The 15,204-nt window shown below is 69.4% G+C and carries 13 protein-coding genes; 5 read left to right on the top strand and 8 right to left on the bottom strand.

Annotated features, from left to right (window positions below; genetic code table 11):
* Nucleotides 1-2: 2 nt before the first annotated feature.
* The 7 genes from AWR35_RS06335 to AWR35_RS06305 all read right to left on the bottom strand — a co-directional run bounded on the left by AWR35_RS06335 (nucleotide 3) and on the right by AWR35_RS06305 (nucleotide 7,923).
* Nucleotides 3-1,505 (bottom strand): glycoside hydrolase 100 family protein, encoded by a 1,503-nt coding sequence (locus AWR35_RS06335; RefSeq protein WP_082663952.1) that lies wholly within the window; start codon nucleotides 1,503-1,505, stop codon nucleotides 3-5.
* A 124-nt stretch (nucleotides 1,506-1,629) separates the two neighbouring features.
* Complete coding sequence (locus AWR35_RS06330; protein ID WP_058575090.1) at nucleotides 1,630-2,214, bottom strand: nucleotidyltransferase family protein; 585 nt, start codon at nucleotides 2,212-2,214, stop codon at nucleotides 1,630-1,632.
* Nucleotides 2,204-3,220, bottom strand: a complete 1,017-nt coding sequence (locus AWR35_RS06325; protein WP_058575089.1) for an XdhC/CoxI family protein — start codon at nucleotides 3,218-3,220, stop codon at nucleotides 2,204-2,206. The genes AWR35_RS06330 and AWR35_RS06325 overlap by 11 nt, the downstream gene beginning before the upstream one ends.
* Entirely contained in the window at nucleotides 3,217-5,364 is a 2,148-nt protein-coding gene (locus tag AWR35_RS06320; protein ID WP_058575088.1) for a xanthine dehydrogenase family protein molybdopterin-binding subunit, read from the bottom strand. Before AWR35_RS06320 ends, AWR35_RS06325 begins: the two co-directional genes overlap by 4 nt.
* On the bottom strand, nucleotides 5,361-5,846 hold the full coding sequence (locus tag AWR35_RS06315; protein ID WP_082663950.1) for a (2Fe-2S)-binding protein: 486 nt from the start codon (nucleotides 5,844-5,846) through the stop codon (nucleotides 5,361-5,363). The genes AWR35_RS06320 and AWR35_RS06315 overlap by 4 nt, the downstream gene beginning before the upstream one ends.
* A 138-nt stretch (nucleotides 5,847-5,984) precedes the next feature.
* Nucleotides 5,985-6,683 carry an ATP-binding cassette domain-containing protein gene (locus AWR35_RS06310; protein WP_058575087.1) on the bottom strand — a complete coding sequence of 233 codons (699 nt, stop codon included), beginning with the start codon at nucleotides 6,681-6,683 and terminating at the stop codon, nucleotides 5,985-5,987.
* Nucleotides 6,676-7,923, bottom strand: coding sequence for a lipoprotein-releasing ABC transporter permease subunit (locus AWR35_RS06305; protein ID WP_058575086.1), 1,248 nt, complete (start codon nucleotides 7,921-7,923; stop codon nucleotides 6,676-6,678). Before AWR35_RS06305 ends, AWR35_RS06310 begins: the two co-directional genes overlap by 8 nt.
* 273 nt (nucleotides 7,924-8,196) lie before the next feature.
* On the opposite strand from AWR35_RS06305, the gene AWR35_RS06300 reads away from it, so the two are divergent.
* The 4 genes from AWR35_RS06300 to AWR35_RS06285 all read left to right on the top strand — a co-directional run bounded on the left by AWR35_RS06300 (nucleotide 8,197) and on the right by AWR35_RS06285 (nucleotide 10,275).
* Nucleotides 8,197-8,505 (top strand): hypothetical protein, encoded by a 309-nt coding sequence (locus tag AWR35_RS06300; RefSeq protein ID WP_058575085.1) that lies wholly within the window; start codon nucleotides 8,197-8,199, stop codon nucleotides 8,503-8,505.
* A gap of 53 nt (nucleotides 8,506-8,558) precedes the next feature.
* A complete protein-coding gene (locus tag AWR35_RS06295) occupies nucleotides 8,559-8,777 on the top strand; it encodes a DUF2892 domain-containing protein (protein WP_058575084.1) in 219 nt (72 codons plus the stop codon).
* Nucleotides 8,778-8,941: 164 nt separating this feature from the next.
* Nucleotides 8,942-9,958, top strand: coding sequence for a hypothetical protein (locus AWR35_RS06290; protein ID WP_058575083.1), 1,017 nt, complete (start codon nucleotides 8,942-8,944; stop codon nucleotides 9,956-9,958).
* Between the two features lie 50 nt (nucleotides 9,959-10,008).
* On the top strand, nucleotides 10,009-10,275 hold the full coding sequence (locus AWR35_RS06285; protein ID WP_058575082.1) for an acylphosphatase: 267 nt from the start codon (nucleotides 10,009-10,011) through the stop codon (nucleotides 10,273-10,275).
* Nucleotides 10,276-10,278: 3 nt separating this feature from the next.
* Here AWR35_RS06285 and AWR35_RS06280 read toward each other — a convergent pair whose 3' ends face one another.
* Entirely contained in the window at nucleotides 10,279-10,974 is a 696-nt protein-coding gene (locus tag AWR35_RS06280; protein ID WP_058575081.1) for a sulfite exporter TauE/SafE family protein, read from the bottom strand.
* Between the two features lie 94 nt (nucleotides 10,975-11,068).
* On the opposite strand from AWR35_RS06280, the gene hrpA reads away from it, so the two are divergent.
* Nucleotides 11,069-15,169: an ATP-dependent RNA helicase HrpA gene (hrpA, locus tag AWR35_RS06275; RefSeq protein ID WP_197408145.1), complete on the top strand. Its 4,101-nt coding sequence runs from the start codon at nucleotides 11,069-11,071 to the stop codon at nucleotides 15,167-15,169.
* Nucleotides 15,170-15,204 lie beyond the last annotated feature (35 nt).

The following is a 15,204-nucleotide window of genomic DNA, read 5'->3' as shown; positions in this document are numbered from 1 at the left end:
CCTCAATCATCTCCGTGATCGTCCATGTCCGGACCGTCGTCTCCGTTGCGCGGCTCGGTGTCATCGTCCTCGGTCAGCGCCAGCGCGGCCAGCCGCCCGGGGCTCTCGAGGAAATGCCGGGCCAGCAGCATGCCGGTCGCACTCCACACCTGGTGCAGGTTCGCCCGGCGGCCGATCAGCCGACCATGACGGCCGTCGTAGTACTCCGGCCAGCTGTCCTCCATCAGTCGCCGCTCGGCGACGCGGAAGGCCCGTTCGCCGAGGTCCTGACGACCGGCCACGATCGAGGCGGCCACCAGCGGCCATACCAGCACCGGCCAGTTGCCGCCATTGTGGTACGACCAGGGCACGTTCTTCGGATCCGACCCCGTCATCAGCCGCCATTCGGCACCGCGCACCGCCGGATAGACCAGCTTGGCCGGCATCTGCCCGATCAGGTCGTCCCAGCGCTCGGCGAGGGTATGCATCTGCAACCCTCCCTGACGCGGCGTGGCCAGCCCCGCCAGGGTGGCAAGGTAGTTGCCCTGCGAGAAGAAGCGGAAGTCGATCCGGCCGGGGCCCAGATTGCCGACAAAGTAGCCGCCGTCGTCGGGCAGCCAGTCGGCCACCCACTCCGGGATCGACTCGGGGTAGATGTTGAAGACGTTGTCGACGTCGTGACCGAACTTCTCGGTGGAGAAGCGGTGCACCTCGTTGAGCACGTCGAGATCCAGCCAGTAGTAGCGACGCACATAATCGCGCAGCACGCCGCGGCGGCGCTTGGCCAGATCGATCAGCCAGTGGCTGCCCTCGTCGACGGTCAGGAGGTCCGCCGCCCGCAGGGTCATGTCGAACAGCGCCTGGATCTCCAGCGGATGACCGTTGACGCCCATGCGGCGGTCGATCATGAACGAGCCGTCCGGCACCAGGAGCGTCGGGAAGACCTCGAATCGGCTCTGCAGGCACAGGCTCAGGATCATGCGCAGGCCGCGCTGCACCTCGGGGGTATGGGCGAAGGCGGTGTCGCCGGTGAAGCGCACGTAGGCACGCAGCAACACCGCCCACCACATCATCGAGTCGACCGGGGCCACCCGACCGATGGCGCGGTCGCCGAAGTCGGCGGACAGCTGTTCGCTGCCGTCGTCGAGCGTGATCACGCGGAAGGAGGCTGGCAGCACGCCAGGAGCGATCTGCTGCCCCTCGAGTTCCTCCTGCTGGCCACGCATGCGCAGGATCATGGCGAGGAACTCGCGCACCACGTCGGAGCGCCCCTCGAGCAGCATCAGGAAGGCGGCCGAGACGAAATCGCGCACGAAGCAGTCACGATAGTTGTCGGCCGGCGCGCGCGGATCGAGACTCGCCATGGTGCCGACGGTCTGACCCTCGTAACGGATCACCGCGTCGTCGAGCAGCCGATAGGCATCGGCCAGCACGGCCGATTCGTCGGCGAAACGGGGCGATGCGAAACAGTGGTGCGAGGCGTGCAGGGGCTCGGTGGCACGACTCGTTGGCGGACGCTCGTTCATCCGGGGTCCTTTGATGCAATCGCGATGAGATGTCCGCGGGCGCGGCACGAGCGCCCCGGCGTCAATTGAAAAGTTAGCACAGGCTGATGCACGACGTCGCGGCCGCGTTCGGGTCAGTCCCTGGTCAGGCGTGAATGCCGAGATCGCCGGGTCGGTCCACGTCCTGCACCACACCAGGATGAATGCAGCGCAGCATCTTGCCCTCGCCGGCCGGAAAGCCGTGCGCGGCCACGTGACCAATCCAGCCGGGCGGACAGGCGACCGGGTGCCCCGGCCGGCCGTCATGCACCGGACGCACGGGGCGGCCGTCCAGGCGCATCGAACGGATCAGCCGCAGGGCATCCACCGGACGAACATCGGGCATGTCGCCGAGAAAGATCAAGACTCCCGCGACACCGACCGCTCGCTCGATCCGAGCCAGCGCACAGCGACGACTGGCCGCCAAACCCTGGTGGGCCTCCGGACAGATGATCGCCTCGGCGGGCAGTCGGTCGAGCAGGGCATCCAGACGGGGATCGGGGGCCTCGACCACCACCAGGACGCGGTCGCAGACCGTCCGCGCGACCGTCAGCGCATGGGCAAGCAGCGGCTCGCCGCGACAGCTGGCCCAGCGCTTGTCCGCCCCGAAGCGCCGCGCCCGCCCCGCGGCGAGCACCACGCCGACGATGCCCGCCTCCGATTCGGCCGGGGCGCGGCGTTCAGCCGGCATCCAGCGAGGCGCGGGCAACCGGCATGGCCGCCACGCCATCGGCACGTTTCCGCGCCAAGCTGCGGGCGGCCACCAGTTCGGCGGCGATCGAGACGGCGATCTCTGCTGGGGTGTGCGAGCCGATGTCCAGCCCGGCCGGCGCTCGTAGCCGCGAGGTGTCGACACCCAGCGAGGCCAGCCGGTCGCGGCGGGCCCGACTCGTGCCTGCCCCGCCCATCGCGGCAACGTAAAAGGCGGATGAGTCGAGCGCGTCGATCAGGGCCAGATCGTCCAGGCGCGGGTCGTGGGCGACCGCGACCACGGCGGTGCGCTCATCCAGTCCCAGGCGTGCGAACAGCCGCTCGGGCGCCTCCGAGGAAAGCGTTGCTCCGGCAGGCGCCGGCTGCACACTGTCGCGTGGGTCGCAGACGATCACCTCGAAGCCCAGGGCCAGCGCCTGTGGCCCGAGTTGATCGGCCACCGGACCGCTGCCGACGATCACGAGCCGCCACGCCGGGCCGAAGGGCACCGCGAGGCGCCGCTTGTCGTGTTGCGGCGATTCGGCCAATGGACTGGTCGCGGGCCGCCATTCAACCGCGCCACTGGCCAGGTCGACCTGGCGCCAGACCGGCTGCCGGCCGGACACGGCCGCCAGGGCCGGCTCGAGCTCGTTGAGTTGCCGCGGCCACTCGACCAGTACCGTCAGGGTGCCGCCGCAGGGCAGGCCGGGATGCTCGCGACCGTCATAGGAACGGGTCACCGGTGCCTGGCGCTCGCCCCGGGACGGCTGCTGCGCAAGCCAGTCGAGCAGGTCGTCCTCGACACAGCCGCCGGATATCGACCCCTGCATCCGAGGCCGGTCGGCGCCCGGGTCGACGATCACCCAGATCGACCCGGGCCGACGCGGGGCCGAGCCGTAGGTCGACAACACCGTGACCAGCACCACCTCGCGACCGGTGGCCAGCCCGTCGACGGCCAGTCTCAGGGCCGCCTCGCGGTCCGAGAACGACCGCGCGGCGGAGGTCATGCCGAGCCGTCCAGCTCGATCGGCAGCTCACGGACCGGCTTGCCGGTGAGGCTCGCCAGCGCGTTGGCCACGGCCGGCGCGATCGGCGGCACCCCCGGCTCGCCCACGCCACCCGGCGCATTGCCGGAGTCGACGATCGACACCTCGACGGCCGGCATCTGGTCCATGCGTAGTGCCTTGTAGTCGTTGAAGTTCTGCTGCTGGACACGGCCGTTCTTGATCGAGATGCGGCCGAACAGCGCCGCGGTCAGGCCGTAGGCGATGCCCGAATGTATCTGACGTTCGACGCCCGCCGGGTTGACCGCAATACCGCAATCGATCGCGGCCCAGACGCGATGAACGCGCGGCATGCCGTTCTCGATCGACACCTCGGCCACCTCGGCACAGTAGCTGCCGAACGACTTGGCCACCGCAACACCGCGGGCGCGCCCTTCGGGGACCTTGCCACCCCAGTCGGCCATCTCGGCAACCCGGTCGAGGACGCCGCGCTCACGCGCATCGGACTTCAAGAGCCGGCGGCGGTACTCGACGGGATCCATGCCGGCCTTGCGCGCCAGCTCGTCGAGGAACGACTCGACAACATAGGCGTTCTGCGAATGCCCCACCGAGCGCCAGAAGCCGACGGGGATGCCCGGATCGACCTGGGCGTAGGAGACATCGATGTTTTCGATCTGGTAGGGGTGATCGGCTGCCCCCTCGACCGCCGCCGGGTCGATGCCGTCCTTGACCATGCCCGGCGCGACCCGCGACCAGATCGACGGACCGGCAATGCGATGCACCCAGGCCACCGGCAGGCCGTCGTCGCCGAGCGTGGCGGCAAGCTCGTTGTAGGCCGCCGGGCGATAGAAGTCGTGCCGGATGTCGTCGGGCCGAGACCAGATCACCTGCACGGGCCGCCCGGCCTGCTTGGAGAGCTCCACCGCCTCGCGGACGAAGTCGGTCTCGAAGCGCCGGCCGAAACCGCCGCCGAGGAAGGTGGTATGTACCGTCACCTTGTCCTTGGACACACCGGCCACGTCCGCGGCGACCTGCTGGACCGAACCCTGGGCCTGGGTGGGTACCCAGACGGTGACGCCGTCACCGTGCACCGAGGCGGTGGCGTTCATCGGCTCCATGGTGGTGTGCGCCAGGTACGGCACCCGATAGGTGGCCTCGAGCGTATTCTCGCCGTCGGCCAAGGCCTCGGCACCACGCCCCTCGCTGCGGGCCGGCTTGCCGCCGGATTGCACGCCTTCGCGGAACTGCGCCTCGATGGCGGCATCGTCGAGATCCGCCAGCTCGCCCTCGTCCCACTCGATCGAGAGCATGCTGCGCGCCTGATCGGCGCTCCACCAGTCACGTGCCAGCACGGCCACGCCACGCTCCATCTCGATCACGTCGACGACATTGGCCGCCTTCCGCGCCTTGGATGCGTCGACCGACTTCAGCGTGCCGCCGAACACCGGGCAGCGGGCAATACTCGCCTTGAGCACGCCTCCCGGCCGGGCATCGATACCGAAGTCGGCCTGACCCGTGGTCTTCTGCGGCGAGTCGAGCCGCTTGGTCGGCTGGCCGATCAGGCGGAACTCCTCGGGCGACTTGGTAAACACCTCCTCGGGCGGCTCCAGCTCGGCGGCATCCGCGACCAGATCGCGATATTCGGCCTGGCGGCCGGTGGCGGTGTGAACGACCACGCCCGGCTCGGTCCGCAACTCGCTGAGCGGCACCCCCCAGCGATTGGCCGCGGCCTGCATCAGCAGCTCCCGGGCACTGGCGCCGACCTCGCGCAGCTGGTTGTAGAAGCCGCGCACGGTGGCGCTGCCGCCGGTGACCTGTCCACCCAGCACCGGGTTGGCGTAGACCGGATCGGCCGGCGCGAAACGGGTGTCGAAGTCGGCCCAGGGGAGGTCGAGCTCCTCGGCAATCATCATCGGGATCACCGTCATCGCGCCCTGGCCCATCTCCGAGCCGGAGATGGTCAGGATGTTGCGACCATCGGCATGCATCTCGACCCACGCATTGGGCTCGAAGACCGCCTTCCCGTCAGACGAGGCGCCGTCCGCCGACGCGGCACGGGCGGACTCGGGCGCACCGAGGCGAAAACCGATCAACAGGCCGCCACCGACCGCGGCGGAGACTTTCAGAAACTGCCTGCGTGTGGTCATGCCGACACCTCCTCGCCGTCACGACCGGCCATCTTTGTCGCCGCGGCATGCTTGATCGCCGCGCGGATCTGGTTGTAGGTGCCACAGCGGCAGATGTTGCCCTGCATGGCCTGATCGATGTCCGCATCGGACGGGTCGGGGTTGTCCGCCAGCAGCGCGGCGGCCTGCATGATCTGGCCGGACTGGCAGTAGCCACACTGAGGCGCATCCTCGGCCACCCACGCCAGCTGCACGGGGTGGTCGCCGGCCGAGGAGAGCCCCTCGATCGTAGTGACGTCCTTGCCGTCGACCGAGGCAATCGGCGTGACGCAGGAGCGCGTCGCCTCGCCATCGACGTGCACGGTGCAGGCACCGCAGAGGCCGGTGCCACAACCGAACTTGGTGCCGGTCAGGCCGACGTAGTCGCGGATTGCCCACAGCAGGGGCATATCGTCGGCGACCTCGAGCGTCACCGGACGACCATTGAGGGTGAGTGTTGCCACGGCGGACCTCCTTTCTGGAAAGCACAGTCGACAATCGCTCCAGAGCGGAGCGATCAAAACGTGCAAAGGAGCCTAGACCCTGCTGACCGGGTCGCAATATGTTTTGCCGAACAGAGCGCCGACAGGCGCGAGGCCGGGTCAGAGACGATCGGTGATCAGGCCATCGACGATGCGGAGGGTGCGGTCCATGCGAGCGGCCAGGCCGAGATCGTGCGTGACCAGCACGATGGCACTGCCCATGGCCCGGTTGAGCTCGAGCATCGCCTCGATGGCGGCCTCCGAGCTCTGCGTGTCGAGATTGCCGGTCGGCTCGTCGGCCAGCACCACGTCGGGACGCGCGACCAGCGCCCGGGCAATCGCGACCCGCTGACGCTCGCCGCCGGACAGTTCGCCCGGACGATGGTCCAGCCGATGACCCAGCCCGACGCGCTCGAGCAGGGCACGGGCGTCGGCCTCGGCCTGCTCCCGCCCCACGCGACGAATGATCAGCGGCATGGCGACGTTGGTGAGCGCCGAGAACTCCGGCAGCAGGTGATGCGCCTGGTAGACGAAACCCAGATGCCGATTGCGCAGCAGGCCACGGCGGCGCTCGCCCAGCGCCGAGAAGCGCTGCCCGGCCAGCCAGACTTCGCCGTCACTCGGCTGGTCCAGCCCCGCCAGCAGGGACAGCAGGCTCGACTTGCCCGCCCCGGAGGCGCCGACGATCGCCATGCGCTCGCCGGCCCGGATGGTCAGGTCGATGCCGCGCAGCACCTCGACGTTGAGGTTGCCCTCGCGGAAGGTGCGGGTCAGTCCGCGCGCCTCGAGGACGGCACGTTCGGTGGACGAATCATTCATATCGCAGGGCCTGGGCCGGTTGGACACGGGAGGCGCGCCACGCCGGATAGAGCGTGGCGAGGAACGACAAGGCGAAGGCCATCAGACCGATCAGGCCGACATCGCCCCAGTCGAGCCGCGACGGCACGTCGCTGATGTAGTAGACATCGGCGGGCATGAACTGCACGCCGAAGGCGTTCTCGATCCAGGGCACGATCACGTCGATGTTCTCCGCGATCAGCACGCCGACGCCGACGCCCACCAGCGTGCCGATCAGGCCGATCACCACCCCGGTGATGATGAAGATCATCATGATCGAGGCGGGACTGGCGCCGAGCGTGCGCAGGATGGCGATGTCGCCCTGCTTGTCGGTGACCAGCATCACCAGCGTCGAGACGATGTTGAACGCGGCCACCGCCACGATCAGCGACAGGATGATGAACATCACGGTGCGCTCGATCTGGATCGCGCGGAAGAAATTGGCGTTCGAACGGGTCCAGTCCTGGGCCACGTAGGGCGGGCCGAGGCGGTGGTTAAGATCACGCGCCACGGACGGTGCGGCGAAGATGTCGTCGAGCGTCAGACGCACCCCGGTGACCGACTCGCCCTGGCGAAACAGCGCCTGGGCGTCGGCGAGATGAATCATCGCCGTGCCGCGATCGTACTCGTACATGCCGACCTCGAAGATGCCGGCCACGGTGAAGCGCCGCTGGCGCAGCATGCCGCCGACCGGAGTGACGGCCACGTCCGCGCTGATCAGCATCAGCTTGTCGCCGATCCCCACGCCCAGCGAACGGGCGAGCGCCGAACCCAGTACGATGCCGAAGTCGCCCGGTTCGAGATCCTCGAGCGCGCCCTGCTGCATGTGGGCACCGATGTCGGTGACCGGCTTCTCGAGCGCCGGACGGATGCCACGGATGATCGCCCCGGAGACCGCCGACCCGGCCGAGAGCATGCCCTCGGACTGGATGTAGGGCGCGGCGGCCTGTACCGCGGGGTTGCCGTCCACCCGCTCGACCACCGACGGCCAGTCCGCGAGCGCCCCGCCCTGCTGGCTGACGGTGACGTGCGCGGTCATGCCGAGGATGCGCTCGCGCAGCTCGTCCTGGAAGCCGTTCATCACCGAGATCACCACGATCAGGGCGGTCACGCCGAGGGTGATGCCGATGATCGAGGTAGCCGAGATGAACGACACAAAGCGGTTGCGTCGCTTGGCACGCGTGTAGCGCAACCCGATCATCCATTCGAATGTTCGCCTCATCCGGCCCTCTCGTGTGGTCTCGATGCGTGGAACAGCGCAGTCTAATGGCATCTGCACCGACTGTCCCGCTGCGGGTGGCTGCTCGCCGACGCGCTTGCAGCATGACGCGGCGTGACGCAGACTAGCGGAAATTCCCGTCGTGGCGAGCCGATCCCGCTCCCGTGGCGGGAGGCAGCGCCCGGAATGTCGCGGCCGGACAACACCGACCAGCCGATCAGTCACCGGGCAACCGTCAGGGAACGAGCCATCCGACCAAGGATCCAGGAGCTAGCCATGAAACCGTTGACTCACCTGAACCGCCTGCTGGCGACCATCGCCTTCGCGATCGCCATGACCGTCTCCGCCACCGCCGTCCAGGCCCAGGCAGAAGACAGCGCAACCCATGCTTCGGTTCACGGGCTCTCGAAGAGCGAGGTGACCGCCCGCTACGGCGAGCCCGAGAAACGCTTCGCCCCGGTACCCGCGCAGGGCGACCACCCGACCCCGCCGATCACCCGCTGGGATTACGCCGATTTCAGCATCTACTTCGAGAACGATACCGCCCTGCATCGCGTCGAACACGGGAAATTCCCGCCGCAGTGACTACACTCGCCACAGAGAATTCCTAGTCCAGACCTCAATCGGAGGAACGCGCGATGAAAGCGAACATCGGAGTGATCGACAAGTGGTTGCGGATCGTGGTCGGCGTGGCACTGATCGCGCTGGCACTGTTCGGCGTGATCGGCTGGTGGGGCTACATCGGCATCGTCCCGCTGGCGACCGCGGTGATCAACTTCTGCCCGGTCTATCGGCTGATCGGCATCGACACCATCGGTGCCGGCAAGGGCGGCTCGTCGGGTGACGGCCCCGCCTGATACCGCTTCTGCGCGAACCGCCACCCCGGCTCGACGGGGAACCTTGGGCGGTTTCGACGGACCAACCAAACCGACGCATCCTCGCCCCGCCCCGGACACACCGGGGCAGGCGGGGTATCTTCGTGCCCGTCCAATACCCTTTTCGCCTCGACGCTCAGCCGCCCATGCCCTTCTCCGTCCTTCGCCATCGGCCGACGCTCGCGCTGCTGCTGACGCTGTCGTGGGCCCCGAACGCCCCTGCCAGCTCGGCACTGCCATCGGAAGCCGAACTGCCGGCCGGCATCGACGAGGCCTCCGGACTGGCCTACTCGACAGGCCAGTCCGACCTGCTCTGGACGCACAACGACAACATCAATGATCCCGGCTCGATGCGCCGGGTGACGCCGTTTCTGTACGGCATCGCCCCGGACGGCCAGCGCCGGGTCCGTGTCGAGCTGACCGGGCTGACCCAGCGCGACTGGGAGGCGATCGAAAGTGGCCGCCTCGACGGGGTCGACACGCTGGTGGTCGCCGATTCCGGTGACAACCGCGCCAGCTGGCCGGATTACGCGCTCTGGTTCATCCCGGAACCGGCAACCCTGCCGGCATCCGGCGAGATCCGCACCGCGCCCACCGCCCTGCTGCGCTACCGCTACCCCGACGGGCCGGCGGACACCGAGGCCATGACTCTCGACCCCGCCGGTCGCCAGATACTGCTGCTGAGCAAGCGGGAGACCCCGCCGCGGCTGTTCTCGCTGCCCGTCTCGGCGCGCCAGCCATTCGATGCGACCCGAGGCGACAGCGACCGACAGCGCCTGCGCGCAGCGCCGGTCCACGAGGCCCGCCTGATCGGTCCGATGGGCGGACTGGTGCCGACCGACCCCATCAACTGGCTGCTCTCGCCGCTGACCGGCGGTCAGACCAGCCTGCCCACCGACATGGCCCTGTCGGGGGACGGGCGCCTGCTGGCCGTGCTGACCTACTCCTCGCTGTACTTCTTCCGCCGCGATCGCGGCGAGCCCTGGGCCGAGGCGATCCGCCGACCGGTCGCCTCGCGCTCGCTGCCACGCATCGACCAGTGGGAAGGCCTCGCCTTCTCGCCGGACGGACGCTTCGTCAGCATCGTTCGCGAGGGCAGCGACGCCGCCAGCATGCGTCACCTGGAAATCCCGGAAGCGGCCCGCAGCGCGCCGCGCCACTAGCCTCCCGGAGCGGCTAGACTCCGGGCGATGCCATCGAGAGGAGGACGATCATGTTCCGAATGCACCTGTGGGTCAGTGGCCGTGTGCAGGGCGTGTTCTTCCGCGACTTCACCCGCCGCACGGCCCTCGAACACGGCCTGTCCGGCTGGGTGCGCAACCTGGCCGACGGCCGGGTCGAGGCCGTGCTCGAAGGGGCGCGCGCCGACGTGGAGGCCGTGACGGAACGACTGCGTCACGGCCCGCCCCAGGCGCAGGTCGAGGACATCCTGCATCAGGAAGAGCCGCCCGAGGACCTGAAGGGTTTCAACGTGCGCTGACCCTCAACCGGACAGACGCATCCCGGCCAAGGCCAGCTGATAGACACCGAAGGCGATCACCATGCCGCCGGCAACCCGGCGCACCCACTGGCGCCGCACGAAGGCGGCCAGCTGGGCGGCGAACGCCCCCATCGCCAGCAGATTCGGCAGGGTGCCCAGACCGAAGCCGAGCATCAGCAGCGCCCCGGCCAGCGGCCCGCCGGCCGACAACGCCCAGATCAGGACGCTGTAGACCAGCCCGCAGGGCAGCCAGCCCCAGACCAGGCCGAGACCGAAGGCCTGCGCCGGCGAGCGCACCGGCATCAGGCGCCGACCGACCGGCTCGATGAACCGCCACAACCGCGAGCCGGCCCGCTCGATGCGCGTCAGGCCGAACCACCAGCCACCGACGTACAACCCCATCATCACCATGAACAGCCCGGCAATGCCGAGCAATACCAACTGCGCCTGCTGCATCGGCACCAGCGACAGCCCCAGCAGTCCCACCGTGCCGGCGATCGCGCCGGCCGCGGTGTAGGACGTGATCCGGGCGAGGTTGTAGGCCAGCAGGTAGGGCAGCAGTCGCAGCGGGCGCTCGCGGGTCTCGGCCGGTAGGCCGAAGGTCAGTGCCCCGACGATGCCGCCGCACATGCCGACGCAGTGCACGCCGCCAAAGAAGCCCACGGCCAGGGCGGCGAAAAAGCTGATGTTCTCCGGCATCGGGTCTCCTGCTCAACGCTCCAGTCAGGTCCAGATGGCGCCCCGTGCATCATCCGGGCACGGCTTGGCGGTGGCTTTTCGTACAATGGGTCGGATGAGCCATCCTGTTGACAGCGCCGATCCGGCGAGCATTCTCGCGTATATCAACGCCAATCGCGATCACCTGGCCCTGCGTCATCTGCCACAGATCGACCGGCAGCTGCGCCGGCTCGAGGAAGGTGCGCCCGACGAGGAGGCCCTGCACCGGCTGGTCGACCGGGTGACGAAGGCCGCCGACGAGGTCGCCGCCCGCGAGGCGCTGGCGATCGACATCGCCTACCCCGAGAGCCTGCCGGTGTCCGGGGCGCGCGAGGAAATCCTCGAGGCGATCGAGAGCCACCCGGTCACCATCATCGCCGGCGAGACCGGCTCGGGGAAGACCACCCAGATCCCCAAGATGCTGCTCGAGCTCGGTTACGGGCGGCGCGGCCTGATCGGCCACACCCAGCCGCGGCGGATCGCCGCGCGCAACGTCGCCCGCCGCTTGGCCGAGGAGCTCGACGAGGGCAAGGGCGGCGGTGACGGCCGCACCGCGGTCGGCTACAAGGTGCGCTTCTCCGACCAGACCCGCCCCGACTCGCGCGTGGCGGTGATGACCGACGGCCTGCTGCTTGCCGAACTGCAGCACGACCGCGACCTGCTGCGCTACGACGCGCTGATCATCGACGAGGCCCACGAGCGCAGCCTCAACATCGATTTCCTGCTGGGCGTGATGAAGCGCCTGCTCAAACGCCGGCCGGACTTCCGCCTGATCATCACCTCGGCGACCATCGATCCGGAGCGCTTCGCCGAGCATTTCGCCGATGAACATAACGGCCGACCGCCGATCATCTCGATCAGCGGCCGCGGCTATCCGGTCGAGGTGCGCTACCGCCCGCCGGAGGCCTCCCGCGACGAGGAGCTCGGCTCCACCATCGCCCGCGGCGTGATGCATGCCGTCGACGAGCTGGTCCACGAGGGGCCGGGTGACATCCTGGTGTTCCTGCCCGGCGAGCGCGAGATCCGCGAGACCGAGCGCCAGCTCTCGCGCCACGGCCTGCGGAACACCGAGATCCTGCCGCTGTACGCGCGCCTGTCGGCGGCCGACCAGCAGCGCGTGTTCGCCCCACACGCCGGGCGGCGCATCGTACTCTCGACCAACGTCGCCGAGACCTCGCTGACCGTACCGGGCATCCACTACGTGATCGACTCGGGCGTGGCGCGCATCAACCGCTACCACCCGCGCGCCAGGCTGCAGAAGCTCGGCATCGAGCCGGTCTCGCAGGCCTCGGCCAACCAGCGCGCCGGGCGCTGCGGCCGGATCGCACCGGGCGTGTGCATCCGCCTCTACGAGGAAGAGGATTTCGACCAGCGCCCGGCCTTCACCGACCCGGAGATCCTCAGGAGCAACCTCGCCTCGGTGCTGCTGCAACTCGATTCGCTGAAACTCGGCCGGGCCGAGGAGTTCCCGTTCATCGAGCCGCCGGACCCGCGCCAGCTGGCCACCGCCCGCAAGCACCTGTTCGAGTTGCGCGCGCTCGACGAGAACGGCCGCCTGACCGACATCGGCCGCAAGCTCTCGCGCCTGCCGATCGACCCGGCGCTGGGGCGGATGATCGTCGCGGCGCGCGAGCATGGCGACCGCGCCACCGAGGACATGCTGGTACTGGCGGCCTTCCTCGCCATCCAGGACCCGCGCGAGCGCCCCAGCGAGGCGCGCGGGGCGGCGGATGCCGCCCATGCCGAGTTCGCCCTGGCCGGCTCGGACTTCGCCAGCGCGCTTGCCCTGTGGTCGGCCTGGCACGAGGTGCGCCGTCACAAGAGCCGCCGTCAGGCGCGCCAGTGGGCGATCAAACGCTACCTCAACGCGAACCGTCTGATCGAATGGCACGATCTGGTCGGCCAGCTGCGCGGCTCGGTCGACGAGATGTTCCGCATCCGCCTGCCGGAATTCGAGCCGCTCGTCATGCCGGAAAAGCCCAAGGAGGGCGAGAAGCAGCAACTGCCCGGCAAGCTCGCCGCCCGGCTCGAGCAGCTCCACCAGGCCGCGCTCGCGGGCCTGCTCGACCAGATCGGCATGCGCGACCCGGCCCCGCCGAAGAAGTACCAGCAGGCCGCCGGCGATCATCGCGGCAAGAAGCGCCGCGCCCCGACCGTGTATCTCGGCGCCCACAACCGGCGCTTCTACCTGTTCCCCGGCTCGGTGACCGTCAAGGCCCAGCCCAAGTGGATGGTCGCCGCCGAGATCGTCGAGACCTCGCGGGTGTTCGCCCGCATGAACGCGCCGATCAACCCGCGCTGGCTCGAGCCGCTGGCCGAGCACCTGGTGACCCGCGAGTACAACGAGCCGACCTGGGATGCGAAATCCGGCCGGGTGGGCGCCTTTGAGACCACCCGCCTGTTCGGCCTGCCGATCGTGACCAAGAAACGGGTCGACTACGGCCGCATCGACCCGGTCGAGGCGCGCGAGATCTTCATCCGCCGCGCGCTGGTCGAGGGCGACTTCGAATCCAGCCAGCCGTTCTGGCAGCACAATCAGGCGCTGATCGAGGAGATCCAGACGCTGGAGGCCAAGCTGCGTCGGCCGGCCTTCCTGGTCGACGAGCAGGCGCTGTTCGACTTCTACCATGCCCGCATCCCGGCGCACGTCACCGACGCGCGCAAGCTGCATCACTGGATCAAGAAGGACCGGGCCGCCGCGGGCCGCCTGGAACTGACCCGCGAGGATCTACTGGCCGCCGAACCCGACGACCGCCGGCTGGCCGAGCTGCCGGACCACTGGCAGGCCGGGCGATACCGCCTGAAGCTTACCTACCATTTCGCCCCGGGCGAGCCCGATGACGGTGTCAGCCTGCACATCCCGATCGGCCTGCTCGATGCGTTCGATGCCGCCCCCACCACCCACCTGGTGCCGGGCCTGCGGCGCGAGAAGATCGAGACCCTGATCCGCGGCCTGCCCAAGGCCGAGCGTCGCCATTTCGTGCCGGCCCCGAGCTTCGCCGAGGCCGTGGAAGAGCGCATCGGCGACACCGACCTGCCGCTGACCCAGGCGGTGGCCGACGAGCTGCGGCGCATGACCGGCCACGAGGTCGACCCGGCATTGCTCGACGAATCGAAACTGCCCGAGCATCTGCGCATGCGCTTCGTCGCCGTCGACGAGGACGGCGAGCCGATCGATGCCGATCGCGACATCAACGCCCTGCGCGGCCGGCAGGCCCAGCGCGCCCGGCAGGCGTTCAACCAGCGCTCCAAGCACCGCCTCGAGGATCACCGCACCAGCGAGTGGGACCTCGGCGAACTGCCCGACACCCTGACCATCGAGAGCGGCGGGGCAGAGATCGAGGCGCACCCGGCCCTGGTCGACGACGGCGATGCCGTGCGCGTCGAGCTGATCGACGACCCCGAACGGGCCCGCCTGATCCACGAGGCCGGGGTGGTGCGCCTGTTGCTGCTGGCCCGCGCCCAGCAGGTCCGCCAGGCCGAATCCGACCTGCGCGGCGACCGCTCGCTCGACACCGTCCGCCTGCATTACAGCCGCCTCAAGGCGACCCGACCCGTGCCGCAAGAGGGCATGCATCGCGCCAAGCGGGCCGACCGTGCCTTCGATCAGGAGCTGATCTTCCGCGCGGCCTGGGAGCTGGCCGTCGCTGGCGAACCGCCGGTGCGCGACGCCGCGACGTTCAACCAGCGCCTCGAGCGGCTCGACCAGGCGCTGGGTGAGCGGGCCGGCGCGCGGGCCCAGGAGGTCAAGAGCATCCTCGAGCGCCAGCATCGCCTGCGCCGCCAGCTGAGCGGCCGGCTGCCGCTGTCCGTGATCGAGGCGGCGCGCGAGATCGGCGAGCAGCTCGACCTACTGATCCATCCGGGCTTCGTCTGGCTTGCCGGCGACGAGCGGCTGGCCGCCCTGCCGCGTTATCTCGAGGGCGCCGAGAAGCGTCTGGAAAAGACCGAGCGCCAGCCGGAACGCGACCGCATGCTGCGCGTCCCGTTCGCGCCACTGGCCGAGCAGGTGGCAAGCCGGCTGACCAAGGGCACGCCCGACCTGCCCGAATGGCAACGCCGCGAGGCACTGCTCGATCTGCTCGAGGGCCACCGGCTGGCCGTGTTCGCCCAGGAGCTGGCCGGCAAGGGCGCGCCCAAGGCCAAGGACGTCGAAGCGGCGTTGAGCAAGGGCTGATCCGGGAGCGCTCGAGCGAACCTGCCCCGCCCGGA

This window comes from Guyparkeria sp. WRN-7, from assembly GCF_001641825.1.
GTDB lineage: Bacteria > Pseudomonadota > Gammaproteobacteria > Halothiobacillales > Halothiobacillaceae > Guyparkeria.
This window is presented reverse-complemented; position numbering and strand designations above follow the sequence as displayed.

Bases quoted from the DNA above. Each gene is read 5' to 3' on its own strand.
- AWR35_RS06325 (WP_058575089.1), bottom strand. From the start codon at position 3,220: ATGACCTCCGCCGCGCGGTCGTTCTCGGACCGCGAGGCGGCCCTGAGA.
- AWR35_RS06280 (WP_058575081.1), bottom strand. From the start codon at position 10,974: ATGCCGGAGAACATCAGCTTTTTCGCCGCCCTGGCCGTGGGCTTCTTT.
- hrpA (WP_197408145.1), top strand. From the start codon at position 11,069: ATGAGCCATCCTGTTGACAGCGCCGATCCGGCGAGCATTCTCGCGTAT.
- AWR35_RS06295 (WP_058575084.1), top strand. From the start codon at position 8,559: ATGAAAGCGAACATCGGAGTGATCGACAAGTGGTTGCGGATCGTGGTC.
- AWR35_RS06335 (WP_082663952.1), bottom strand. From the start codon at position 1,505: ATGAACGAGCGTCCGCCAACGAGTCGTGCCACCGAGCCCCTGCACGCC.
- AWR35_RS06305 (WP_058575086.1), bottom strand. From the start codon at position 7,923: ATGAGGCGAACATTCGAATGGATGATCGGGTTGCGCTACACGCGTGCC.
- AWR35_RS06300 (WP_058575085.1), top strand. From the start codon at position 8,197: ATGAAACCGTTGACTCACCTGAACCGCCTGCTGGCGACCATCGCCTTC.
- AWR35_RS06290 (WP_058575083.1), top strand. From the start codon at position 8,942: ATGCCCTTCTCCGTCCTTCGCCATCGGCCGACGCTCGCGCTGCTGCTG.
- AWR35_RS06285 (WP_058575082.1), top strand. From the start codon at position 10,009: ATGTTCCGAATGCACCTGTGGGTCAGTGGCCGTGTGCAGGGCGTGTTC.
- AWR35_RS06330 (WP_058575090.1), bottom strand. From the start codon at position 2,214: ATGCCGGCTGAACGCCGCGCCCCGGCCGAATCGGAGGCGGGCATCGTC.
- AWR35_RS06310 (WP_058575087.1), bottom strand. From the start codon at position 6,683: ATGAATGATTCGTCCACCGAACGTGCCGTCCTCGAGGCGCGCGGACTG.
- AWR35_RS06320 (WP_058575088.1), bottom strand. From the start codon at position 5,364: ATGACCACACGCAGGCAGTTTCTGAAAGTCTCCGCCGCGGTCGGTGGC.